At 62.4% G+C, this 24,750-nt stretch carries 25 protein-coding genes; 17 read left to right on the plus strand and 8 right to left on the minus strand.

All coding sequences use genetic code 11. From position 1 onward, the window contains the following. Positions 1 to 4: 4 nt before the first annotated feature. From AC07NV_RS07685 to AC07NV_RS07720, 8 genes are read right to left on the minus strand one after another with little or no spacing between them, the layout of a single operon-like run. Positions 5 to 514 carry a hypothetical protein gene (locus tag AC07NV_RS07685; RefSeq protein ID WP_495165730.1) on the minus strand — a complete coding sequence of 170 codons (510 nt, stop codon included), beginning with the start codon at positions 512 to 514 and terminating at the stop codon, positions 5 to 7. Next, positions 515 to 1,216 (minus strand): nitroreductase, encoded by a 702-nt coding sequence (locus tag AC07NV_RS07690; RefSeq protein ID WP_495165731.1) that lies wholly within the window; start codon positions 1,214 to 1,216, stop codon positions 515 to 517. Beyond that, a complete protein-coding gene (locus tag AC07NV_RS07695; protein ID WP_495165732.1) occupies positions 1,203 to 2,072 on the minus strand; it encodes an RDD family protein in 870 nt (289 codons plus the stop codon). Before AC07NV_RS07695 ends, AC07NV_RS07690 begins: the two co-directional genes overlap by 14 nt. Next, positions 2,069 to 3,109, minus strand: coding sequence for a stage II sporulation protein M (locus AC07NV_RS07700; protein ID WP_495165733.1), 1,041 nt, complete (start codon positions 3,107 to 3,109; stop codon positions 2,069 to 2,071). The genes AC07NV_RS07695 and AC07NV_RS07700 overlap by 4 nt, the downstream gene beginning before the upstream one ends. Next, a complete protein-coding gene (locus AC07NV_RS07705) occupies positions 3,106 to 4,422 on the minus strand; it encodes a DUF58 domain-containing protein (RefSeq protein ID WP_495165734.1) in 1,317 nt (438 codons plus the stop codon). Before AC07NV_RS07705 ends, AC07NV_RS07700 begins: the two co-directional genes overlap by 4 nt. After that, positions 4,419 to 5,384 (minus strand): AAA family ATPase, encoded by a 966-nt coding sequence (locus AC07NV_RS07710; RefSeq protein ID WP_495165735.1) that lies wholly within the window; start codon positions 5,382 to 5,384, stop codon positions 4,419 to 4,421. The genes AC07NV_RS07705 and AC07NV_RS07710 overlap by 4 nt, the downstream gene beginning before the upstream one ends. Next, positions 5,374 to 6,609, minus strand: a complete 1,236-nt coding sequence (locus AC07NV_RS07715; protein ID WP_495165736.1) for a DUF4350 domain-containing protein — start codon at positions 6,607 to 6,609, stop codon at positions 5,374 to 5,376. Before AC07NV_RS07715 ends, AC07NV_RS07710 begins: the two co-directional genes overlap by 11 nt. After that, a complete protein-coding gene (locus AC07NV_RS07720; RefSeq protein ID WP_495165737.1) occupies positions 6,606 to 7,304 on the minus strand; it encodes a DUF4129 domain-containing protein in 699 nt (232 codons plus the stop codon). Before AC07NV_RS07720 ends, AC07NV_RS07715 begins: the two co-directional genes overlap by 4 nt. Before the next feature lie 166 nt (positions 7,305 to 7,470). On the opposite strand from AC07NV_RS07720, the gene AC07NV_RS07725 reads away from it, so the two are divergent. From AC07NV_RS07725 to AC07NV_RS07805, 17 genes are all read left to right on the plus strand, one after another. Further along, on the plus strand, positions 7,471 to 9,672 hold the full coding sequence (locus AC07NV_RS07725; protein ID WP_495165738.1) for a thiamine pyrophosphate-dependent enzyme: 2,202 nt from the start codon (positions 7,471 to 7,473) through the stop codon (positions 9,670 to 9,672). Next, positions 9,669 to 10,721, plus strand: a complete 1,053-nt coding sequence (locus AC07NV_RS07730; RefSeq protein WP_495165739.1) for an ACP S-malonyltransferase — start codon at positions 9,669 to 9,671, stop codon at positions 10,719 to 10,721. Before AC07NV_RS07725 ends, AC07NV_RS07730 begins: the two co-directional genes overlap by 4 nt. A gap of 555 nt (positions 10,722 to 11,276) precedes the next feature. Continuing rightward, positions 11,277 to 11,864 (plus strand): TerD family protein, encoded by a 588-nt coding sequence (locus tag AC07NV_RS07735; protein ID WP_495165740.1) that lies wholly within the window; start codon positions 11,277 to 11,279, stop codon positions 11,862 to 11,864. 75 nt (positions 11,865 to 11,939) lie between these two features. Then, positions 11,940 to 13,118, plus strand: a complete 1,179-nt coding sequence (locus AC07NV_RS07740) for a TerD family protein (protein WP_495165741.1) — start codon at positions 11,940 to 11,942, stop codon at positions 13,116 to 13,118. A 37-nt stretch (positions 13,119 to 13,155) separates the two neighbouring features. After that, on the plus strand, positions 13,156 to 14,208 hold the full coding sequence (locus AC07NV_RS07745) for a DUF475 domain-containing protein (RefSeq protein WP_495165742.1): 1,053 nt from the start codon (positions 13,156 to 13,158) through the stop codon (positions 14,206 to 14,208). Between the two features lie 63 nt (positions 14,209 to 14,271). Further along, positions 14,272 to 14,847, plus strand: a complete 576-nt coding sequence (locus AC07NV_RS07750; protein ID WP_495165743.1) for a TerD family protein — start codon at positions 14,272 to 14,274, stop codon at positions 14,845 to 14,847. A 70-nt stretch (positions 14,848 to 14,917) separates the two neighbouring features. Then, the gene (locus AC07NV_RS07755; protein ID WP_495165744.1) at positions 14,918 to 15,499 is read left to right on the plus strand and encodes a TerD family protein; all 582 of its coding nucleotides are present in this window, start codon (positions 14,918 to 14,920) and stop codon (positions 15,497 to 15,499) included. A gap of 62 nt (positions 15,500 to 15,561) precedes the next feature. Then, complete coding sequence (locus tag AC07NV_RS07760; protein WP_495165745.1) at positions 15,562 to 16,584, plus strand: ATP-grasp domain-containing protein; 1,023 nt, start codon at positions 15,562 to 15,564, stop codon at positions 16,582 to 16,584. Positions 16,585 to 16,603: 19 nt separating this feature from the next. After that, positions 16,604 to 17,734: a S1C family serine protease gene (locus tag AC07NV_RS07765; protein WP_495165746.1), complete on the plus strand. Its 1,131-nt coding sequence runs from the start codon at positions 16,604 to 16,606 to the stop codon at positions 17,732 to 17,734. 22 nt (positions 17,735 to 17,756) lie between these two features. After that, positions 17,757 to 18,185, plus strand: coding sequence for a DUF4236 domain-containing protein (locus AC07NV_RS07770; protein WP_495165747.1), 429 nt, complete (start codon positions 17,757 to 17,759; stop codon positions 18,183 to 18,185). A 96-nt stretch (positions 18,186 to 18,281) separates the two neighbouring features. After that, the gene (locus AC07NV_RS07775) at positions 18,282 to 19,421 is read left to right on the plus strand and encodes a phosphoribosyltransferase domain-containing protein (RefSeq protein WP_495165748.1); all 1,140 of its coding nucleotides are present in this window, start codon (positions 18,282 to 18,284) and stop codon (positions 19,419 to 19,421) included. Between the two features lies 1 nt (position 19,422). Further along, positions 19,423 to 20,163 carry an HAD family hydrolase gene (locus tag AC07NV_RS07780; protein WP_495165749.1) on the plus strand — a complete coding sequence of 247 codons (741 nt, stop codon included), beginning with the start codon at positions 19,423 to 19,425 and terminating at the stop codon, positions 20,161 to 20,163. Then, the gene (locus AC07NV_RS07785; RefSeq protein WP_495165750.1) at positions 20,163 to 21,284 is read left to right on the plus strand and encodes a cysteine protease StiP domain-containing protein; all 1,122 of its coding nucleotides are present in this window, start codon (positions 20,163 to 20,165) and stop codon (positions 21,282 to 21,284) included. Before AC07NV_RS07780 ends, AC07NV_RS07785 begins: the two co-directional genes overlap by 1 nt. Next, positions 21,281 to 22,183 (plus strand): HpcH/HpaI aldolase/citrate lyase family protein, encoded by a 903-nt coding sequence (locus AC07NV_RS07790; protein ID WP_495165751.1) that lies wholly within the window; start codon positions 21,281 to 21,283, stop codon positions 22,181 to 22,183. The genes AC07NV_RS07785 and AC07NV_RS07790 overlap by 4 nt, the downstream gene beginning before the upstream one ends. A gap of 16 nt (positions 22,184 to 22,199) precedes the next feature. Further along, positions 22,200 to 23,237 (plus strand): toxic anion resistance protein, encoded by a 1,038-nt coding sequence (locus tag AC07NV_RS07795; protein WP_495165752.1) that lies wholly within the window; start codon positions 22,200 to 22,202, stop codon positions 23,235 to 23,237. A gap of 85 nt (positions 23,238 to 23,322) precedes the next feature. Then, positions 23,323 to 23,808: a hypothetical protein gene (locus tag AC07NV_RS07800; RefSeq protein WP_495165753.1), complete on the plus strand. Its 486-nt coding sequence runs from the start codon at positions 23,323 to 23,325 to the stop codon at positions 23,806 to 23,808. 24 nt (positions 23,809 to 23,832) lie between these two features. Next, entirely contained in the window at positions 23,833 to 24,594 is a 762-nt protein-coding gene (locus AC07NV_RS07805; protein WP_495165754.1) for an AIM24 family protein, read from the plus strand. Positions 24,595 to 24,750: the final 156 nt, after the last annotated feature.

Below are 24,750 nucleotides of genomic sequence, written 5' to 3' on the forward strand. Positions count from 1 at the left end.
CCAGTTATCGGCAATCCTCGATCACGCGGCCGATTTCGGACTGGACCGGCAGCGTCAGCGCGCCGCCGCCGGGGGTTTCGAGCGCGAAGCGGCCCCGGCTGAAGGCGATGCGGTCGAGCCGCGGGTCGCGGTTCGCGAGGCTCGCGCTGCCGCCGTCGAAGCGGATCTGGTCGGTCCCGGCGCTGGTGCGCAGGCTGACATTGCCCGCGAGCGCCGAGGTCAGGCGAATGGCGCTGCCGCTGCACGCCATCGTGAGCAGCGGGTTTGCGCTGCCCGTGGGCACGAACGATGCGATCCGGCTGCTCGCGTCATAGCGCCATGCACCGGCGTCGACCGCGCGGTCTTCCCATGATTTCGAGGGCGTCGGCAGCGGGGCCGGGGTCGGCGCGGGGGCGACCGGACGCGGCGCCGGTGGCGGCGCTTCGGGTTTGGGGATCGCAGTACAGCCCGCGACGACCAGCATCAGCGCGCCCAGGGCGCCATAGCGAAAACCTGGGTGTTTGCTGATCATCATCTAAAATCCCTGCCAATCGATCACATCTTCGAGCGGTGCACGCGGCACCGTCCACTGGTTCACCGCCGCATCGGTGTCGGCATAGCCGATCGCAAGCCCGGTGAACAAAATCTGTCCCTCGTCTAGCGGCAGCACGCGCCGGATCGTCGCGCCGTACATCGCCCAGCATTCCTGCGGACAACTGGCGAGACCGGCCTCGACGAGCAGCAGCATCACCGATTGCAGCCACATGCCCATGTCCGACCATTGCGGCGGTCCCATGATGCGCGAACAATGTAGGAAAAGCATCACCGGTGCGCCGAAACCCCGGTAATTCTCCACGAACTGAGCGAGCCGCCCCGCCTTGTCGTCGCGCGGGATGCCCAGTGCGGCATACAGCCCCTCGCCGACGCCGAAGCGGCGCGCTTCCCACGGCTCGGTCAGCCCCTTGGGATAGATGTCATATTCGGGCTCATATCCCGCGCGTCCCATCGCGACGCGGGCCGCGACGGCGTCCTTCACCGCTTGCCAGGGCGCGCCGGTCAGCACGGTCGCCTGCCAAGGCTGGAGGTTGCCGCCCGATGGCGCGCGCTGCGCCGCGGCGAAAATATCCTTCAGCAGCGCGGGATCGACCGCGCGGTCGGTAAAGGCGCGTACCGAACGACGCTGGTGCAGCGCCTGGGTCACGCCATTCTCAGTAGCAGGGGTGTCAGTCACTGGCATATTTATCCTCTCGCCGCTTGCCGAACAGCAGTTTGCGCTCGAGCCGGGCTTTCAAATGGCGATAATAGCTGAGCAGGAAGACGTCATCCTCTTCGGCGACAGGACGCCCGATCTTGGCGCGGATCGCGTCGGCGACGTCGCGCATCGCGCGCGGATCGCGGCCGCGTAGAACGCGTTCGAGCTCCTGCAACTCGAAAATGCCGTAGACGGCGAGTTCCGCCTCGCTGAAGGCCATCGCGTCGCCCGCCGTGTCGGTTGCGATATCGGCGTCGAGCTTTGCGCGCTGCGCCATCACCACCCATGTGCCCGCGATCAGATCGCCCATCCGCATCCGGTCGCGGTTGAACAGCAGGAACAGGCTGAGGGTCAGCGACCAGGCAACGCCCGCGAGCACGATCCATCCCGACACCATGTCCTCTGCCGCGCCGACGCCGAGCATCATCAACGGCAGGAACAGCTCGAGCTCGCGGATCAGGTTGCGCGCGACCACCGCATCGGCGGTCAGCCGTCCGCCGTCGCGTGCGACGACGCGGATACCCATCAGTCTTTTGCCCGGCGTTGCCGCGCGCGAACCGAGCTCGAAGCCGATGAACCAGAAGGTCCGCAGCAGGAAGGCGCCGAGCAGCCAGATGGCGACCACGACATCGGATTTCGACGCGAGCCCGGCCCAGACTATCAGCAGGAAAAAGAGGAGCAGCGCGAGTTGAATCAGGATCAGGTCGACCAGCAATGCGCCAAACCGCAGCCCCGAACTCGCGATCTTCAGTTCCAGATCGACGCCCTCGGGGGTGATGAACTGGCGAATCTTCTTCGCCCGTGCGTCGCGCGATCTGGCGTTGGCGGCAGCAGCGGTCATGTGACATCCTCGCGGCGCGGGATGTAATAATAGGCGATCCAGAACAGCAGCATCAGCGAACCGATGGCATAGCGCAGCATCGTGTCGGTGATCAGCTGACGCCCGAAGCCTTCGAGCAATCCTGCGGCAAAAAGCATGATGATCACGCCGACCATCACCTTGCCCGCAGTGCGCCCGGCTTCCGACGCGGCCTGCAGTCGCCCGCGCGCGCCGGGAAAGACGACCGCGGTACCGATCCGGAGCCCCGCCGCACCGGATAGCGCGGCGGCGAACAATTCGGTGGTGCCGTGAATGAACAGCCAGCCGCCGAAATCATAGCCGAGGCCCTTGCCGGTAAAGACTGCCATCATCGCGCCGAGGCCGATGCCCTGATAATATTCGAGCATCATCGTCGGCACACCGAACGCGAAGCCGAGTGCAAAGGACAGGATCGAGACCTGGCTGTTGTGGGTGAACAAATAGGTCGCGAAGATGTGGAGCCCGCTTTCGGCCTCGCCCGCCGCCGCTTTGCCATGACCCAGCGTCGATTGGAGGAATTCGACCGTTGCGCGCGGGTCGCGCCCGCCCGACATCTCTTCATCGACGAAATTGAAATACCATTCGGGGTTGCTCGCGACGAGCGAATAGCTCGTCAGCGCGCCGAGCAGGATGATCAGCGCGATGATCACCGTCTCCTTCCACACAGACCGCACCGCGGCGGGCCAGTCGTAGAGAAAGAAGCGGCGCAGGCGATTGAGCCGGCTCTCGCGCACGCCATAGATGAGAAAATAGCCACGGATCGACAGCGCCTCGAGATGATCGAGCAAGGCCTTGTCGAGGCTGGTCGCGCGCGCGATCGACAGCGACGACAGCGTCGCGCGATAGAGCAGCGGCAGTTGCAGCAACTCGTCGCTGGTCAGCGCCGCCGCGCCCTTCTTTTCGAGCCGGGTCAGCAGCAAATCGAAGGCGATCCAGTCGGCCTCGCGTTCGGCGCGAAAACGGCCGGTCGAAAAGCTCGGCGCGTCGAGCGCGCGGGCGGGCGCAGGGGGCGGGATCACAGGCTGCCCGCCCTTTTGATGCCGAGATAGGCCTCGACTGCGCTCGCGCCCATCGCGTCGGCGGGCACTTCAATGACATCGGCACCGAGGCGCTGGAGCCGCGCGATCACCAGTTGCCGGTCGCGCAGCATCGCCGCGGCGACGTTCGAGCGCGTGACGTCGGCGGCGCTTTCGGGTCGGCGGCGCTCTTCGCTTTCGACCTCCTCGTCTTTGATCACGACGAACAGCAGCCGATGTTTCTTCAACAGCCGCCCCGCGGCGCGGATCATCAGGTCGGCGCTCGTCGCGTCGGTGAATTCGGTGAACAATATGATCAGCGAGCGGCGATTGAGCTGCGCGCTCAGCGTCGTCAGCGCGAGGGTAAAATTGCTTTCGACATGGGCATAGTCGATCAGGCTTGCGGCGCGCTGCAGTGCCGGGAAATCCTGCGTGTGCATATAGGCGGGGGTCAGCGTATGCGGCTTGGCGGCGAAGGAGAAGAAGCTGATCCGGTCGTTGAGTTTGAGGCCGACATAGGCGAGCAGCAGCGCCGCCGACACGGCGCGGTCGACGCGCGGCATGCCGCCGACGGGCTCGGCCATCGTCCGCCCGCTGTCGATTGCGAGGACAACGCGATTGTCGCGTTCGACGCGATATTCCTTGGCGAGCAGTTTGACGTGGCGCGCCGACGCATTCCAGTCGATCGCGCGGCGGTCCATCCCCGGCTGATATTCGGCGAGCGCCTCAAATTCGGTGCCTTCGCCGCGGAAGCGTTGCTGGCGGAGGCCGAACCAGCTGTTGCGCTGGAACAGCCGGCTGCCCTCGTCGGTCACGGCGCGCAGGCTGGGGACGATGTTGATCGCGCCGTCGATCGGAAATTTGCGCTGTTTCCAGACGAGCCCCAATGGCCCCGCCCAGCGGACCCATAGCGCCTCGACCAGCGCCTGCCCGCGCCGCGAGGCGGTGAGCGAGAGCGTGCGGACAAGGGTTTCGCCCGTGCTCGCCCGGCGCATGTCGCCCGCGAGGCGCCCGCCCTCGGCGAGCCGTTCGTCGAGCGCGAGCGCGAGTTCGGCGCGCGGCGGCACCGCAGGACCGCTCGCAGCGAGCGAAAGGTCGAATGGGTCGCCAACGCCGACCTGATGCGGAAAGCGGGCATCGAGGCGCAGGTGACGCGGATTGGCGCCGGCAACGCAATCGAGGATCAGGCAGGCAAGGATGACACCGATCCATCCGGGCGCGACGAGCCATAGCTCGGGCCGGACAAGCCCGAGCGCGAGCGCCATCGGGGCGCCCAGTAGCAGCAAGTAGATCGCTCGCCGCGTCGGATAGATCACCGCGGGACTTCCTCGCGGTCGAGCAGCGCGGCGACGACCTGTTCGACATTGCGCCCTTCGATCTCGGCGGCCGCCGACAGGATCACGCGGTGGCGCAGCACCCCGGCGGCGAGGCGCTGGATATCGTCGGGGATCACATAATCGCGCCCGTCGAGCGCCGCGGCGGCACAGGCGGCGCGTGCGAGCAGGGTCGCGGCGCGCGGGCTGGCGCCGCATTCGAGGTCGGCGCTTTCGCGCGTCGCGCGGACGAGCCGGACGATATAGTCGACGATTTCGTCGGCAAGCCGCACGGTCGCGATCGTGTCGATCGCGGCTTCGATCGTCTTGGCGTTGGCGACTTCGGTCACCCCGAAATCGGCGACCGCAGGGCTTTTGAACCGCCCGCCATGATCGGCGACGATGCGTCGTTCCTCGTCGGCGGCGGGATAATCGACGACCAGCTTGAACAGGAAGCGGTCGAGCTGCGCCTCGGGCAGCGGATAGACGCCCTGCTGCTCGATCGGGTTTTGCGTCGCCAGCACGGTGAAGCGCGGGCTCATCACATGCGCCTCGCCGTTGATCGTCACCCGCCGTTCCTGCATCGCTTCGAGCAGCGCGGCCTGCGTCTTGGGCGGGGTGCGGTTGATTTCGTCGGCGAGCAGCAGTTCGGTAAAGATCGGTCCCTTGGTGAGGGTGAAGCTCGACGTCTGGAAGTTGAACAGGTTCGACCCCAATATGTCGCCGGGCATCAGGTCGGGGGTGAACTGGATGCGCCCGAACGCGAGGCCCGTCGCGCGCGCGAACGCCTGCGCGAGCAAGGTCTTGGCGGTCCCCGGCGGACCTTCGAGCAGCACATGGCCGCCCGCGAGCAGCGCGATCGTTACCATGCGGGTGAGCGGCCCCTGCCCGAACACGACCTTGGCGACTTCGCTTTCGATCGCTGCACCGAGCGCCTGGACGCTTTCGACGGGGTTAGCTGTCACGGAGTAAATCCTTCCTGATGTCGTGCAGCGCTTGCGCGTCGCTGAGAAACTCGTGGGTGTTACGCGCGAGCGGCAGGCGCCGCGCGAGCGAAGAAAACAGGTCGCTGCCTGCACGCAGATGCCGGTCGATCCAGCGGTCGGTCTCCGCATCGTCGAGCCCGCCGGGCGCGTGGAGGCGCCGCGCGATCGCGCTGCGCTGGCTGCGGACATAGGCGTCGGCGCCGTCGAGTTCGCGGCGCGCCTGCCGGATCAGGTCGGCGCTGTTCGCGATCAGCGCCGACTTCGATACCGGAATCGCGCGCCCGGGTCTCAGCGCCGGACCAAAGCGCATCCACGCCTGCCACAATGCGAGCAGTCCGGCGGCGATCAGGCACAGTGTGATACCGATGAACGGCGGGACAAAGGCAAAGCGCAGCAACGAGCGCTGACCGCCGAAACCGTTGAGCGTCACGTCGAAGGCGAGCGCATCGGCGTCGGCATATTCGGCCAGCGCGTCGATCAGCATCGCGCCGGCGCGCGCCCGGTCGCGCGAGGCAAAGGCGAAATTGTTGATGAGATCGGGGTCGGCGAGGACATAGACGTCGCGGCCGCGCAGCTGCGCGAGGACCGACCCGCCGCCGGGGCCGGCAATCAGCACGTCGAGTTCGTCGCTTTCGACCGTCTGCGCATTGTCGGGGAGGTAGGCCGTAAATGTCCTTCCGGCGATGTTGACGGGAACGGATTGCGCCTTGCTGGCGCGGGCCTCGATCTTCACTTTGCCGAACTTCGCTTCGGGGAGCAGCCTCGCGGGCGGCGTATCGGCAAATCCCGCGCTGACCCAGCCCGGCTTCGGAGCTTGCCCGGGTATCGCACCCGCCTGCCATTTGGGCAGGACGATCAATATAGGGTGCCCACCCTGCGCGTCGAGCAACTCGGTCATCTCTTCCGGGCGGGTGCGATGGGTCGGCGTCAGCACCAGCAAGGGCTTGTGGTCGTCATAACGTGTCGTATCGACCTTCCGTCGCAATTCGACATCGGCGCCGGCGCGCTCGACGAGGTCGACGATGCCGGCGTAGCCCGGCACCGCCTTTGACAGTGCATGGCCGCCGCCGTCGTTGCCGCTGCTGATCTGTGGGCCGAGCGCGATCAGTGCCCAGAGCGCGATGAAGGCGATCACCCCGATCACGATCACGCCGGCGATCAGGCGCGGGTTGAAGCCGTCGTTCGTTGCCGCCGCGCCGCTCATCCGCGCGCCCAATTCTTCGGCACTGTCAGCTCGGCATAGGCGCTGCGACACGTTTGCCACGCGCCGGCGTCGATCGATCGCCCGCCGAACAGGCTGATCTCGACGGCGCGCGCAATGCGGCTGAACGCATCGCGCGCGATCATGGGCAGGTCGCGCGCTTCGGCGAGGTCGCGCGACGTCATCGCGGGTTTGACCAGCCCCGGGCGGCGGCCCTCGATATCCTCGACGCTGCGATAGAGGAGCAGATGTACGGCCTCGGCGTAGCGCCCCTCGGCCGCAAGCGCGTCGGCTTCGGCGAGCAGCGCGCGCGCGGCGCCGGCTTCGGCGAGGCCGATGCTGTCGGCCTCATCGCCGCCGCCGGGCTTGCGCCGGAACGGCAGATTGTCGACCCAGCGCGCAAAGGCGGGAACAAAATGATAGAGGAGGAAGAGCACGATCACCGCGATCGCAATCCACAGCAACGGTTTTGCGGCGGGGGCGCTCCACTGGAAAAAGCTGCCGATCGCATCGAACAGCGATTTCAGCCATTCGGGTGTTGGCGGTGGCGGGGGTGGCGGAGGCGGAAAGGCGGTCTGGATCTCGCCGCCTGCAATCGTCTGGCTATAGCCCGGATCGACAAGCTCGGGATCGATCAGCCACCCTTGGCTGGATGAGTCGACGGCAGCCGAGGACTGGGCGATCCACAGGGATATCATGTTGAAATTGTGGCCTCGCCCCGGTCGTTCATCGTATATGGTGGTAGCGCGAGCGAGTGAGGCAAGGCAAGAGATGCTTGCGCGCCGGACGGCCCCGTTCTAGCGCGCGGCAAAATCGGCCGGTTTGTTACGCTCGTAACCAGGGGCCGCGCGACAGGAGAGACAGGTGGACGCGGCGCAAGCGGTACATGAAAAATTCCTCGCGGCGCTGGCGGAGGGGAAATTGCCCGATCGCGCCGACGCCCCCGACCCCGCTTTGGTCGGCCTGTCGCGGGCGGAGGCGACCGACATTTTCCTGTCGCAGCTGACCAGCCGCCAGATGGACCGCCTTTCGCGTCATTTGCAGGCGCGCGGCGAGGGTTTTTACACGATCGGATCGTCGGGGCACGAAGGCAACGCCGCGGTCGCCGCAGCGCTGCGTGTCACCGATATGGCGTTCCTCCATTATCGCTCGAACGCCTTCCAGCTGCATCGTGCGCGGTCGGTGCCCGGTCTGACGCCGACATGGGACATGTTGCTGAGCTTCGCGGCCTCGTCGGACGACCCGATTTCGGGTGGGCGGCACAAGGTGATCGGGTCGAAGCCACTCAATATCCCGCCGCAAACCTCGACGATCGCCTCGCACCTGCCCAAGGCGGTCGGCGCGGCCTTTTCGATCGGCATCGCGCGCCGCCTCGGCATGACCGGGTTGCCGCTTCCCGACGATGCGGTGGTGCTGACAAGCTTCGGCGACGCTTCGGCGAATCATTCGACCGCGCAGGGCGCCTTCAACACCGCGGGCTGGGCGGCGTTCCAGGGGTCGCCAATGCCGCTGATCTTCCTGTGCGAGGATAATGGCATCGGCATTTCGACGCGCACCCCGACGGGATGGATCGAGGCGCAGTTCCGCCACCGCGCCGGGCTACACTATATTCAATGCGACGGGACCGACCTCGTCTCGGCCTATGCCGGTGCGGCCGAGGCTGCCGATTACGCGCGCCGATACAGAAAGCCGGTGTTCCTCCATATGGCGACCGTGCGGCTCTATGGCCACGCTGGCTCCGACGTGCAGGGCGCCTATCTGCCGAAGGCGCTGATCGAGGCCGACGAGGCGCGCGACCCGTTGCTCGCCGGCGCGGCGCTGATGGCGGGGCAGGGCTGGATGTCGCCCGCCGAGATCGCCGATGCCTATGAAGAGATCGGCACGACGCTGGCGCGGCAGGCCGAGGCGGCGATCCTGCGGCCCAAGATCACGACGCCCGCCCATGTGATGCAAAGCGTCGTTCCGCCGAAGCGCGAAGTCACACGACCCAACACGCCGTCGACAGAGGATCGCAAGGCGATGTTCGGCAGCGACGCGGGCGCGATGGACAAGCCGCAGCATATGGCGCGGCTGCTCAGCTGGGCGCTCGCCGACCTGATGCTCGCGCACAAGGAAATTGTCGTCGCGGGCGAGGATGTCGGGCCAAAGGGCGGCGTCTATAACGTCACTGCCAAGCTCCACCAGCGTTTCGGCTCGGCGCGCGTCGTCAACACGTTGCTCGACGAACAGGCAATCCTCGGCCTCGCGATCGGTATGGCGCACAACGACTTCCTGCCGATGCCCGAGATCCAGTTCCTCGCTTATGTCCACAATGCCGAGGATCAGATCCGCGGCGAGGCGGCAACATTGAGCTTTTTCTCCGATGGCCAATATACCAATCCGATGGTCCTCCGCATCGCGGGGCTCGGCTATCAGAAGGGTTTCGGCGGCCATTTCCACAACGACAACAGTCTCGCGGTCTTTCGCGACATCCCGGGCGTGATCCTCGCGGTACCATCGAACGGGCGCGACGCGGTACATATGCTGCGCGAATGCGTCCGGCTCGCGCGTGAGGAACAGCGCGTGGTTGTCTTCGTCGAACCGATCGCGCTCTATATGACGCGCGACCTGCACGAAGACGGCGATGGCCTGTGGACGAGCACCTATGAAGCGCCCGGCGACGGCGCGCCGATCCGGCTGGGCGACGTCGGTGTGTTCGGCGATGGCACCGACCTCGCGATCGTCACTTACGGCAACGGCTATTATCTCTCGCGCCAAGCCGAAAAGCTGCTCGCAGCCGAGGGCGTGAAAGCGCGGGTGATTGATCTGCGCTGGCTCGGCCCGGTCGATGAGGATAAGCTGGTCGCCGCAGTCGGCGATGCGAAACGCATCCTGATTGTCGACGAATGCCGCATCACCGGGTCGCAGAGCGAGGCGCTGATGGCGCTGTTCGTCGAGCGAACGCCGGGCAAGAAACTCGCGCGTATCGCTGCCGATGACAGCTTCATTCCGCTCGGCCGCGCGGCGACGCTGACTTTGCCGAGCCGCGACAGCATTGCCGCGGCGGCGCGGGAGCTGCTGGCATGAGCGCGCGCAAAACCGCCCTCGTGGTCGCCCCGGGGCGCGGCACCTATGGCAAGGGCGAGCTTGGCAGCATCGCGCGGCTCCATGGGGCACGCTTTGGCGAGTTGATCGCCAATTTCGACGCGCAGCGCCGCGAGCGGGGCCAGCCGACGGTGACCGAACTCGACGGCGCCGACCGCTTCAGCGTTGCGACGCATATGCGCGGCGATGTCGCGGCGCCGCTCATCTACACCGCGACGGTGCTCGATTATCTCAGCATCGACCGCGAAAAATTCGACGTTGTGGCGGCCTTGGGCAATTCGATGGGCTGGTACAGTGCGCTCGCACTCGGCGGTGCGGTCTCGGTCGAGGACGGCTTCCGCATCAGCAATGCGATGGGGCTCAACAGTCAGACGCACGGGCCGGGCGGGCAGATCCTGCTGCAGGTCGTCGACGAGGATTGGCGCGCTGTTCCCGGCCTGCGCGAAACCCTGTTCGCTCTCGTCGCCAATATTGGATCGCGCCCCGGCCACGCCCTCGCGCTCTCGATCGATCTCGCCGGAATGCTCGTCTTCGCGGGCAATGAAGAAGGCCTTGCCGCTCTGTTCGCCGAAGCGCCCGCCACCCCCGGGCGCGATCTGCTCCGTCTCGCGGGGCACGGCCCCTTTCACACGCCGCTGATGTTCGGCAGCTCGGACAAGGCAAAGGCCGAACTCCCGCATTCGCTCTTTGGCCGCTCGGCGTTGCCGATGGTCGACGGGCGCGGCCATATCTGGCGACGCCATGCGAGCGATTCGACTGCCGTTTGGGATTACACCTTCGGCCACCAGATACTGGAACCCTATGATTTCGCGCTGTCGGTGCAGGTCGCGGTCCGGGAATATGCCCCCGACGTCATCATCCTGCCCGGTCCCGGCGACACGCTGGGCGGCGCAATCGCGCAATCGCTGATCGGTATCGGCTGGCAGGGCCTCACCGGCAAGGCCGACTTTACGGCGCGGCAAGCGGCGGATCCTATTCTGCTGTCGATGGGCCGCGCCGAACAGCGCACGCTGGTTACCGGAAAAGCATAGGGCGATCGGCAATCGGTTTCCGGCGGCGCCAGCCCGGCGAAGAACTGCAACCGCAGCAACTCGGCGATATTGCCCGCGTCGGCGCCATTTCGGAGCATTGGGGGTAGCCCTCACTTGCCCTGCCGGCGACTTGTCCGACGAGGCCCGCCAGATGATTTTGCGCCGAAGCCCCGCTGACGGCCGGGCAAGGATGGTTGGTCCTGCAGATCGAGTCGATCTCGAGCGTCGCGATTCCGGAAACCTTGATTTTGGGCCTTGTTTGCACCCGAGGGGGCCATCGCCGTACCAAATCCTGATCGGTGTGCAGGTAAAGCTCTCGCTGCTCGGAACAACAGTTGCGGTTTCCCGGGATCTCACCAGTTCGATAGTGGAGCATCGTCAAAATGGTTGACGTCATTAATCCATTTTTGATGTAGCCAGAGGCGCCGTTCGTGGGTGATTTTGCCGATCATCTGCCGTTCACAAATTGTTACGGGACGTCGGTGCAAGCATGTAGACACAAAGCTTACCGCTTTATATTACTAGAATTATCTCAGGATTTATTGGGGAAAAGTCGTGTCAATTTCGCTTACTAAAAACTCGAGCGTCAGTCTCGCTAAAGAAGCCGGCTCGAACGGCCTTACGCGCATCGCCCTTGGCGTTGGGTGGGACATGGCGCCCGCAACGGGTTTCTTTGCCAAGCTTAGCGGCGGCAATGAAAGCATCGACCTTGACGCGTCATGCCTCGCTTTTGACGCTGCCGGTAATAATGTCGAAACGGTCTGGTTCCAGAAACTCGTCAGCTCGGACGGCTCGATTCGTCACAGCGGCGACAATCTGACCGGTGAAGGTGACGGCGACGATGAAACGATCTCGATCGATCTCACTCGCCTTCCGGCCAATGTCGAAACTCTGGTTCTCACCGTCACCAGCTTCCGTGGCCAGACTTTCGACAAGGTCAAAAATGCCTTCGGTCGCGTCATCGACCTTTCGAACAATAAGGAGCTCGCGCGCTACGACATCAGCGACAGCGGCTCCTATACCGGTCTCATCCTTTCTTCGCTCAAGCGCAGCGGCGGCGAATGGATCTACAAGGCGATCGGCGAGCGCACGCAGGGTGCTCACGTCCAGCAGCTCGTCGAGCAGTCGCAGCGTCTGATCTGACCCGATCCCACCCTCATTCGATGAACGATGGCGCGCCCTCTTGTGAGGGTGCGCCAATTTGACGAGGAAGCGACCATGCAGTTACAAAAAGGCGAGAAGCGTAGCCTGAACGATCTCGGGATCGGTGGGCGCTGCGAAGTCGCAGTTTCCTTCGGTCTTGCTGGCGTCGACATCGCCGCCTTTGGCCTCGATGCGGCCAAGAAAATCGGCGACGATCGATATGTCGTCCTGTTCTCCAATTCGCGTTCGCCCAATGGCGAAATCAGCCTTTCGTCGTCTTCCGACAAGGCAGCCTTCACGCTTGATCTCGATGCGCTGCCAGCGACCATCGACCGGATCGTTTTCACAGCGACCCACGACGACCGTCCAATCGCTGAATCACGGCCGCTGACCATCACGATCGACCAGGGCAAAGCCGAATTCAACGTCGCCGAGCATCTGACGAACGAGAAGGCCGTTATGATGGTCGAGCTCTATCGCCATAGCTCGGGCTGGCGCTGCGGCACTATCGCGCAAGGCTTCACGGGCGGCCTCGCCAGTCTGATCAGCCATTTCGGCGGCGAAGTCGCTGATACGCCCGCTCCGGCGCCGACACCCGCTCCTGCACCCGCGCCGGCACCGGCCCCCACGCCGGCGCCATCTGCGCCCGTCAGCCTGAAGAAAATCACGCTTGAGAAGTCGAGCCCGAGTGTCAGCCTCAAAAAAACGGGCGATACGTTCGGCGAGATTGTCCTCAACCTCAACTGGTCACAAGGCGATCAGAAGAAGGGTTTCTTCGGCGGCGGCTCGAAGAATATCGACCTCGATCTCGGTGTGCTCTTCGAGATGCAGGATGGCTACAAGGGTGTCATCCAGGCACTCGGCCGGTCCTTCGGCGATTACGACCGGGAACCGTGGATATCTCTCTCAGGCGACGATCGCACCGGCGCCGTCACCGGTGGCGAAACCATCCGTGTCAACGGCCGCTTCTTCGACAAGATCAAGCGCATCGCTGTGTTCGCCCTCATCTATGACGGGGTCCCGAACTGGAACAAGACCGACGGCGTCGTCCGGATGAACATCCCCGGACAGCCCGAAATTGAAGTTCGCATCGAAGAAGGGCGCGACAACTGCCGGCTTTGCGGGATCGCCCTCATCGACAATGATGGCGGTTCCCTCAGCATGAAGCGGCATATGAAATTTTACGAGAGCCAAAGGCCATTTGCCGACGACATCGGCATTTACATGCAATGGCAAGCGGCTCGGAAAGACTGATTTTCGCCCTCGGGGCGTATGACAAAAGGCATTTCCAATGTTCAAACATTTTGGCGGATCACTGATCTTCACCGTCTTCGCACTTGGCCTGGGCGGGTGGTACGGTTGGGAGCTCACCGGCACCGTAGACGGTGCTCTCGGCATTCTCTGGATCTGCGCGGTTCTCGCAGTCCTCGAGGTCTCGCTCTCCTTCGACAACGCGGCGGTCAACGCCTCGGTACTCAAGGACATGGACCCCGTATGGCAGCGGCGCTTTCTGACCTGGGGTATCGCGATCGCGGTCTTCGGCATGCGCATCGTCTTTCCGCTCGTGATCGTAATGATCGCAGCTGGGCTTGGCCCCATCGAAGCTCTCAAGCTCGCGATCAACGATCCCGAACAATATGAAGTGATCCTCAACGGCGCCCACATCGGCCTGATGGGCTTCGGCGGCGCCTTCCTCGGTATGGTCGGTCTCAAATATTTCTTCGACGCCGACAAGGAAGTCGACTGGATCGCGGCTATCGAACGGCCGCTCGCCAAAGTCGGTGACATCGAAGCCATCTCGATCGGTTTCGTGCTCCTGATGACCTATCTCACCTCGATGATGCTCTCGGACGCCGATGCACTGACGTTCATCATCGCGGCGATCGCCGGGCTGCTGACCTTCATCGGTGTGGAAATCGTGAACCATGTGCTCGAAGCGCCGGTCGCAACGACCGGTCAGGTTGCCAAGGCGGGCTTCGGCGCCTTCCTTTATCTCGAAGTCCTCGACGCAAGCTTCTCGTTTGACGGCGTCATCGGTGCATTCGCACTTTCGAACAACCTGTTCATTATCGCCATCGGCCTTGGCATCGGCGCAATGTTCGTTCGCTCAATGACAATCTTTTTGGTCAAGCAGGGCACGCTGTCCGAATATCGCTATCTCGAACATGGCGCATTCTACGCGATCATCGCTCTGGCGGCGATCATGTACATCAACACATTCCAGCACATCCCCGAAGTCATCACCGGCGTCATCGGTGCCGTCCTGATCGGGATCGCCTTCTGGTCGTCGGTGCGGTGGAACCGTGCACATCCGAACGGTGAGCCGGAAGCCGCCGCCATATAATCTACGCTTACCCGGCCGTCTTCGGGCGGCCAACAACGTCAAAACAAGGAAGGATGAAGTTTTATGGCTATCTCTCTCTCAAAGGGCGGCAACGTCAGCCTCTCGAAAGAATCGCCCGGCCTCGACGAAATCATGATCGGCCTTGGCTGGGACGTTCGGGCGACCGATGGCCAGGACTTCGACCTCGACGCTTCGGCCTTTGTGCTCAAAGCCGATGGCAAGGTCCGCGCCGACAATGATTTCTGCTTCTACAACAACAAGGATGTCGGCGGCGCCGTGATCCACCAGGGCGACAACCGCACCGGTGAAGGCGACGGCGACGACGAGCAGCTCAAGATCGTCCTCTCGAAGATTCCGGGGGAAATCGATAAGGTTGCGATCGCTGTGACGATCCACGAAGGCGAATCGCGCGGCCAGAGCTTCGGTCAGGTCTCGAACGCCTTCATCCGCGCTGTCGACAACAAGACCGGCACCGAAATCGTCCGCTACGACCTGTCGGAAGACGCGTCGACCGAAACTGCGATGATCCTCGGCGAAGTCTATCGCCATGGTGAAGAATGGAAGTTCCGTGCCGTCGGCCAGGGATTCAAGGGTGGCCTCGGCCCGCTCGCCAGCCACTATGGCGTCAGCGTCGGCTAACCGATAACTACCGATGGCCGTCCCGCACAAATCGCGGGGCGGCCATCATCTTCTACCATAAGGAGCCGTCATGGCAGTTTCATTGAGCAAGGGCACCAACGTCTCGCTGACGAAGGAAGCTCCCAACGTATCCGCCGTGACCGTCGGCCTCGGCTGGGATGTTCGCCAGACCGATGGCGCAGCATTCGATCTGGACGCCTCGGCCTTCGTCGTCGGCGCGAACGACAAGGTTTTGAGCGACGCGCATTTCATTTTCTACAACAACAAGTCGACGCCCGACGGCGCTGTCATTTATGGCGGCGATAATCGCACCGGCGACGGCGCCGGCGACGACGAGACGATCAAGGTCGATTTCGCCAAGCTCGGCGCCGACGTCAAAAAGGTCGTCGTTGCCGTCACGATCCACGAAGGTGTCGAACGCCGCCAGAATTTCGGATCGGTCTCAAATGCCTATGCACGCGTCCTCGATGATGCGGACGGCAAGGAACTGGCTCGCTTCGATCTGTCCGAGGACGGTAGCGCCAACACGTCGCTGATCTTCGTGGAGCTCTATCGCGGCCCGCAAGGCGATATCAAGGTCAAGGCGATCGGCGAAGGCTGGGAAAGCGGCCTCTCGGGCTTGGCTGGCAGCCTCGGCGTCAACCTCGGCTGATCGTCGCCCCGGCCTTATAAGGGCCGGGGCTGCGACCCTCATGATTTCATGAAACACCCACGATGACCCGTAACACAAGAATTTGGTTCAACCGGGGCTTTTCGCTCGCTCCCATCGCCGGTCTGATGCGCGCGGCCGATCCCACGCTGGACGTCTATGTCAGCGTCTCCCCGCAAAGCGCCCACTATAACGGCCCGACCGAAACCTGGATCGATGGCGACGGTGTCGAAGATGATGATCAGCAGAGCTACCTCCAGTGGGTCCGCGATATGATCGCCACGCATGAAATCGACATTTTCATTCCCACCCGTCGCCGCGCATTGATCGCAGCGGCCGACCTGCCGTGCCATGTGCATCTCCCGGCCTCGATCGCGACACTGCAAGTCCTTGACGACAAATATCTTTTCGCAGCCGAGTTTGCGGGCGAGGAGCATCATCTCCCGACCCATCTCGCTCAAGGGAGCAAAGATCTCGAACGGCTGATCGGCGACTGGCCGTCGGGCGAAGGCGAACCCGGACCCTGCGTCAAGCCGCGCCACGGCGTAAACGGCCTTGGCTTTTGGCGTCTCATGGACGTGTCGCCAGTCGCTCATCTCCAGGACTCCGAACGCCGTCGCATCCGTCCCGAGCAATATCTCTCGGCCGTTCGCGATCAAGAGCTGCGCGGCCCGATCGACGATATTGTCGTGATGCCCTATCTTCCCGGGCCCGAGATCTCGTGCGATATTCTCGCCGTCCATGGACAGATGCTGAAATATGCGGCCCGGACGAAGCTGGGTACCGGCCGCCAGCATATCGTCTCACGGCATCCTCTCGAAGATGTCGTCGCCGCGATCGTCGCCAAATTCGCTTTGCATGGCGTCGTGAACGCCCAGTTCCGCCGCGCAGAAGACGGTCGCTGGATTCTGCTCGAAATCAATGCACGGCCCGCCGGTGGTGTCGTCTATGCCGACCAAGTCGGCTGCCGCCTCATTGCCGACTGGGCTGGCCTGCTTACCGGACGCCTTATGCCCGAGACGATCGACCGAACCGAAATCGACACCGAAGTCGCGTTTTCAACTGTCGTCAGGCCCGTCGCGGCATGATTCCGGAGGGGGGATCTCGATGAGAAGCACACAGCCGGGCGAGCGCCTCGCCATCGGTCTCAATGACGCCTGCACGATCCGCATCAACGGCCGAAATGCCGACCGGATCACCGTCGTCGCCGTATCCCCCCAGGGCGCGTTCCAGCCACTCGAACGCGGTGGTCCCACTGGCGAATGGCGTCTGAGTGACATGGCTGATCTCGGCGAAAAGGCTGAAATCCTGCTCTATATGACCGACGACCGCACCGGTGGCTTCGTCAACGACAGCTACCCGATTATCGTCGAAATCGGTGGCAACAGCTTCGACTTTCCCGTCCCGGCCGAGCAGCTCGCGGCGGTCATCATCGCGGAAGCCTATCTTCGCGACGGTACACGCCGCGTCAAAGTTGCCAATGAAGGCTATACGTTCGGCATCGAAGCATTTGCTCGGGCCCGCAAATTCTCGGTGGATGACATTCCCGGCCGCCAGCGAGGGGACGGCAATCAGGATCGCTGGGGTGGCGAAGAGCGCGGCGGTCGCAGTGCGCCGCCGGGCACGCCATTGGGATCGGGCAGCGGTGTGCTTGTTGCACCAGGCATTGTCGTCACAAATGCCCATGTCATCGAAGGCGGCAGCGACTTCAAAACCGGTCGCGGGGGCAAGGCCCTCACCATGATTGCAGTCGACCCGATGCACGATCTTGCGATCCTTCAGGGCGACCTCGACGGCACGCCGCTGCCGATGCGGAATACAGCGGCGATCTGGCTCGGCGAATCCGTCCTTGCTGCCGGCTATCCGCTCATGGACCTGCTCGGCGCGGATCTCAAAGTGTCGACCGGCAACGTCTCGGGCCTGAAGGGCTGGGAGGGCGATGTCGCACGCTTCCAGTTCACGGCGCCAATCGGCTCGGGTTCGTCCGGTGGCGCAATCCTGGACGAATATGGCAACCTCGTCGGTATCACCTCGTCGTCGCTTGCCCACGGCAATCTACGCGATCGCGGCGCAATCAGCGAAAATGTGAACTTCGGCATCAAGGTCAGCCTCGTTCACGAAATGCTCGCTGCCTCCGGAATCGATATCCCGGCGCCCAATCTCTCCCAAGACAATGATCGCCGCAACGTCGTTCAACGGCTCCGGCAATCCGTCATCAGCATTCTCGTTACCAGCTGATCCAAACAGGGGCGGCCGATCCATGGGCTTCAGATTTCAAAAGCGCATTACGCTCTTGCCGGGCGTTCGCATGAATCCCGGCAAATCTGGGGCATCGCTATCGGTCGGCCCACGCGGGGCTTGCGTCATCAGAAACATCACGCAGAAGGATCTGGCCGCGCTTTGTCTTGGCCATGTTTCACCCCTGATCCTTCGCTTGATTGGCCATAGTTTTTCGGTCAGTAGCGGCATTCGCTCGGTCGCGGTTTCTGCCTACACCCGGCGAAGCGGATCTACCGGCCGTGTTGATGATGAATATGTCGCCGTTGCCGAGATTGACCGAAATGGCTGGAACCAAGTGGATTGCCCCCAAATGAGTGCAATCGATCCTGAAAATTTGCTTCGTCGCTTTGGTGCGAAGATCGAAGTAAATTCTCGGGGTATTCTGAAAATTCAGCAGCCCTTCGAATAGGCGCGCCTTTCTCCCGAAAAGCGCGAACAAGACGGTTCGGTTCAAACCGTTCGCTGCGCTTTTGGTTATTTGATTGTCCAAGGAAATTAGAGTCCCATGTCCGTGCTGCAAAAGACTGAAATCGAGTTTCCAACGGGCACCCTCGAGATCGCCACCGAGCATGTCGCCGAGCTCGAAGCCTTTTGTGACTTCGCCGCACGCGCCAATCCCAAGCGCGGCTTTCTGATCGTCTCGAAGGTTCTGGGGCGGCATCTCCCCGCTTCGCCGGCCGACATGCGCCGCGCGATGGATGAGCTCGGCCAAAAGCTCCCGGCAGATTTGCCGGGTCCGATCGTCGTTCTCGGCATGGCAGAAACGGCAACCGCCCTTGGCCAAGGCGTCTTCGCCTCATATCTTGAAGCCCACGGACGCCGGGATGTCGCTTATCTTCAGTCCTCACGCCAGATTGTCGACGGTGCCAATCTGATTGCTTCCTTCGAAGAAGGACATAGTCACGCGACAACCCATCTCATCCAGGTGGCCAATCTCAGTATCGAAGATCTCGTCCGTGCCGCGCGAACTCTGGTCATCGTCGACGACGAATGCAGCACTGGCAACACTTATGTCGCCGTTGCCAATGCGATGCTGGATGTGATGCCCGACCTTGAGCTGGTCGCAACTTGCTGCATCACCGACTGGAGCGGCAAGCGATATATTCATGCCATGCCGCGTCCGACCCTCCCCATCTCGATCCTCGCCGGCGCGATGGAGTGGAAAGCGGCCGACGTTACTCATCCCCAGACGCTCGCCGCCGGATCAAATATACCCGGGCGAGCACCCCGGGACGGGATGCGAAGCCGAAGCGGGCTTCGTCTCCCCGAACATGCTATCCGGAGTACCATCGACGTCGAATCGGGAGAGCGTATTCTCGTGCTCGGCGAAGGCGAGCATTCATATGAAGCGCTCCTCGTCGCGGAAGAGATCGAGCAAAAAGGCGGCGTCGCAGCGGTCCAATGCATCACTCGCAGCCCGGTTTTGCTGGGGTTCGCGATGCAGAGTAAATCAACCTTCAGTGACAGCTATGGCAGCGGCGCTCCGTGCTTCCTTTACAACATCCTCCGTCATAAACCCGACCGCGTTTTGATCGTCGCGGAGCAGGTCGCCAGCCAAGCAGAAGAAGCGCGAGCCGCCTTGCAGGCACTCGGTTCGTCAATCCGCGTCGAAGTCATTCTCTGCAGCTATGCAAAGGAGGAATGAAATGGCGCCGGTAATCCTCACGGACCTCGACGACACGCTCTTCCAGACGATGCCGAAGTGCCCCCCGGGCGCGACCGAACTCCGTCAGATGAGCAGCCTTCTGGATGGCACCGCCAGCGGATTCGCCACCAAGATGCAGCAGAATTTTCTGCTTTGGCTCGAAGCCGGATTGGTCGTTCCTGTGACGGCGCGCGGCCGCGACGTGCTCGCGCGGGTCGACATCCCGAGCTCGCCGGCGATCTGCTCCAACGGCGGCTGCATTCTCGACGATCATGGTGCGCTCGATCTCATCTGGCATAGCCAGCTCGAGATCGCAGCAGGTCAGGCCGCCCCCGTCAGCGACGTTTATTCAGAGCTCACCGGAAGCCTCTGCACCGATCGGTTTCGCCATTGGTCGGTCGAAGAGAACGGTCTTGATCTCTACATCGTGATCAAGAGCAACGCGCACGACGACATGGCGCTGGCGCAGCTCGAGGCCGAACTGGCTCCGTCATTGCCCGAAGGATGGCGTTGCCACCGGAACGGCAACAACCTCGCGTATCTGCCGCCATGGCTCAGCAAGCGCCATGCGGCACGCTATCTCATCGCCAAATTGCGGGTTGAACAACCAAATCAGCCAATCATCGGCATCGGCGACAGTGTTTCCGACGTGGGCTTCATGGATCTCTGCGACTTCGCGGCAGCCCCCACCAAGTCTCAGCTTTGGGCGCACATCGTCGACGGCAGCAAATGGATCGACTGATGATGGCGGACACTCTGGCCAACAGCCCCTATCTCGACGAATCCGGAAGCTGGACCTTCTCCGGTTCCTATGATCCCAACGATGTCATCTTTCTCCTCAAACCCTCGCAGATCGAAACGACGGACATCGCCAAAAAGGAGGCCCTCATTCAATCGGGTGAGCGCCACTATTCCGAAATGCTGTCTGTTGAAGCGGCGCCCGACGATCGTTATCTGAAGCTCTACGAAACCGCGCTTGCGGCCAACGCCGCGCGTCTTCGTCACGACGTCAGCCAGCTTGCGCGTGCCATCCAGCGACGGCCGCAGACCTCGCAGAGCTGCGTTGTCCTCTCGCTCGCTCGAGCAGGCACGCCGATCGGCATTCTCCTCAAGAATGCCCTCAACAAGCTCGGCGTCGAAACCTGGCACTATTCGATCAGCATCATCCGTGGACGCGGCATCGACGAAAATGCGCTGAAATATGTCGCTTCGCGCCACGGCACCGAAAATTCGATTTTCGTCGACGGCTGGACTGGCAAGGGCGCCATTCGAGCGGAACTTGACCGGTCTCTTCAAACAAGCCCTTTCGAGCCCTTTCTGGCTGTGGTCGCAGATCCAGCCGGCCGTGCGAATCTCGCCGCGACGTTCGACGACTATGTCATTCCCAGTGGCCTTCTCAATGGTATCGTCTCGGGCCTCGTCAGCCGGTCCATACTCAACGAAGACCTCGTTGGCCCTGATGATTTCCACGCTTGCGTCTCGATGTCCGAACATGGCGCAAACGATGTCAGCCGCAACTTTATCGCTGAAGTCGAACGGGCAAGCGACTGGATTCCCGATACAGACGCATGGACTGCCGAAGCGGCCGAACATGTTCGAACCGAAGCAGATGCAATGATCCAGTCGATTGCGGCCGAGTGCGATGTGCGCGATCTCAATCGGATCAAGCCGGGCATTGCAGAGGCTACGCGGGCCATCCTGCGCCGCGTTCCCGATCGGATCTATGTGCAACGCCGGGACGATCCCGACGTCGCTCACATTTGCCTTTTGGCTGACCAAGCGGGGGTGCGGGTAATTGAAAGAAATATGCCGACCTACCGAGCTATCACGATCATCAAAGACCTGGGAGGAGACCAGCAATGAACGCCGTCGAGCTGGGGGCTACCCTCTATGTTCCTGCCATTAACGGCACAGCGCGCGCCATGGCGTACGGGTCGATTCATGACCTGCGTTCGATGGTCGTCTGCCTTGAAGACGCCATCCGCGACGACCAGGTGCCTGAGGCTCTCGCCGGATTGAGCAACCTGCTTGCCGAACTCGCCGGGACCCCTTCGAACCTCAAGGTCTACGTGCGGCCGCGCAACCTGCGCATGCTGACGCATCTGCTGCAGCTGCCGGACATTGAACATGTCGAAGGCTTCGTACTCCCCAAGGTTACGACGCAGTCGCTGCCCGTCTGGCTCACGGCGTTGATGCAGTCCGAACACCGGATCATGCCGACGATCGAAGGCGAAGAGGCCTTCGATCGATCTGCGCTCGCGCGGATGTGCGACCAGCTGCAGCCCTATTCGGAACGCGTGTCGGCAGTTCGGATCGGCGGCAATGATATTCTGGCGCTTCTCGGCATTCGTCGCTCGCGCTATCGTACGGCCTATGATGGACCTCTCGGCAACGTTATCCGCGACATTGCGGGCACCTTCATTCCAAACGGTTTTTCCGTTGCCGCTCCCGTCTTCGAACATTTCTCGGCGCCCGAAGTGCTGCGCGCCGAGGTCCAGCAAGATATCGAACATGGACTGCTCACGAAAACGGCCATTCATCCCGACCAGATCTCGGTCATTCATTCGGTCTACCGGCCGGACGTCCTCGAAATGAACGAGGCGCGCGCCATTCTCAGTCAGGAAGCGCCTGCCGTATTCGGACGCAACGGCAGCATGTGCGAACCGGCAACGCACGCGCCATGGGCCGGCATGATCGTCAAACGTGCTCAGGCGCACGGCGTCTCCGGCCCGGATGAACAGGCCGGAGTGCGCGTCGCATGACACGAAGCTTGCGCCCGTGAGCGATCTTCGTCTTGAGGCGCCCGGGGCAAATGTCCCGGCTCAGAGCAACGAATTTGCCCTCGACACAGCCAGCGCCGCGAGGGTCAAAGCTGTCGCGCGCGAATTCGCCGGGTCATTCCTCACGATCGACATCCATAATCCCGAATTTGACCGGCTGCTTCGGCAGATCACGTCGATCGGGAATGAAGAGGTTCGGAAACTCGCCGACCAGGCTCGCCTGACGTTATCCCGCAACACGATCCGCGAACGCGCGGTCGCCGCGATCAACACCCAGCTCGCCCGTCTCAGGCAGATACTCGATCAGCTGACGCCCGGGGAAGACCTCATCAAGCCGAAGAAGTTTCTCGGCCTGTTCCCGCGCGCCAATCAGATCGCGAGTTATTTCGACAGATATCGAAACTCCGAAGCGGACATCGAAGCCGCGCTGTCGACAATGGTGGAAAGCCGGGATTTGCTTCTTCGCGACAATGTCGCGATTTCGGGACATCGAGCCCTGTCCCGGCCGCTTCTGGAAGGTCTCGCCGAAGCGATCGGCATGTGCGCCAGCCTTGATGAGCGTTTCGAGAAGCTGTCTGCTCAACTCGACAAGAGCGATCCAGCCAAAGCCCAAAAGCTTCGGACTTCGGCGCTGTTCGAAGTGCGTCAGAGGCATGGTGATCTTCTTACGCAGATGGCCGTGTCCCAGCAGAGTTACGCCATGCTCGGCATGATCGAAACGAATAACTTCGATCTCGTCAAAGGCATCGATCGCGCGTCTTCGACGACTATTGCTGCCCTGCAAACGGCTGTCGTCGCAGCCCAGACGCTCGCGAACCAGAATCTGGTCCTCGACCGGATAAACGGGGTGAGGTCAGCCGCGTCTTCGCTCATTGACCGATCCGGCGCTGCAACGGCCGACGGCAATCATCAGATCGATCTCACCGGCAGCGAAGCCGCACGGCAGGTCGCTTCACTGCGTTCGGCATTTGCCGATGTGGTGACGTCGGTCGACTCGCTCGAGCATCAGCAACTGTCTGCTCTCCGTTCCTTGTAGCGCAGCCCCGGCTGTTCTTGGAAAGCTCGATATGCAAAGCTATGGAAGACACGAGAATAGATGAGCAGATAGGAAAAAGAACGGTATGAGCATCTCTCGACTGCTCGGCCGCCTCTTCGGCGGACAGGAGGCAGCGCCGGCGGATAACCGCGTCCCCGCTGCGCCTCCTGCAGCGCCGCCAGCCCCAACCTTCAATTATAACGACGAACGCATTCCCAAAACCGCCAAAGCGAAAGCACTCCAGATTCTCGCCGCGATCGACAATGTCGAGAAAGCCATGGAGCGCGAGCAGGTACCGAGCTTCAGCCGCGTCGACACGGCCCAGATGCGCGACGTCCATCTTCCGCAGCTCATCCAGAGCTACATCGACGTGCCCGCGTTTCATCGCGACGAAATCTTCAAGCGAACGGGGAAGTCGGCAAGCTTCCATCTCGGCGCCAGCCTCGACAAGCTTCAGGAGCGTGTCGACGCGATGCTTCGCGATCTCGCAGAGCACGACATTGCCGCTTTCACCAACAACACGCGATTCATAGATGAGCGTTATTCCAACGACGACAACCCGTTTCGTTGAGCGAAGCGGCGAGGGGGGGTACACATGGCCGAATTTCGCAAACTGGAAGACACTGTCGAGGGCGGCGGCGTCAAAATCGAGAAATACCGTTTCGTGGAAAAGCGGCTTATAACCCGTGGCATTCCGACGACCGAAGGTGGCTTCCACTATGTTGCCGAAGCCACCGACGTCTATCAGCTTTGCATCACGCTCACCGGTGGCAGCGTTCTGCTCGAGCCTGGCGCGCTCCAATATATGCACGGCAAGATCGAAACGACTGTCCAGAAGCACGAAGACAAAGGCTTTTTAAGCCGCGCGATCTCATCTGCCGGTACTGGTGAATCCGCCTTCGCGACGAAGTTTTCCGGCCATGGTATTATTTGGACGGAACCCGGGCGCCGCAACTTCATTCTCGCCGAAATCGACGGAGAGGCCGATGCTCTGCTTCTCGATGACCGCGCCTTCTATGCCTGCGCCGCCGGCATATCGCTGACAACCCATCGTCATCAGACCGTCGCGGGCGTTCTGAGCGGCAATGGGTTGATGCAACCCAAATTGAGCGGGAAGGGTGTCTTCGCTGTCGAGGCTCCCGTTCCGGTCGAAGAGATCGAAACCGTCACGCTCGACGGTAACAGCGAGCTCGTCGTCGACGGCGATTTCATGCTGATGTACTCCGCCAGCCTCAACGTCGCGATCGGCCCGTTGGTGAAGGGCTTGCGCAACGCGCTTCGCAGCGGCGAGGGCTTCGTTTACAAACTCAGCGGGCGGGGAGAAGCTTGGGTAATGCCGACCGCGAAGGTGAGTTAATCGCCGGACAAGGCTTTGCCCGCGTCGGCCTTTTTGACGTCGGCCTCCGGGAACGGCCATTCACTCCCCGGCCCTTGGCGTTTTTGATCGCAACAGCGGCAAGCGCCATGATGGTGCCGTCCGATTCGAGAGGGCCGCGCTACCATCAAATATACC

It is taken from the genome of Sphingopyxis sp. GW821-FHT10B01, from assembly GCF_059415685.1.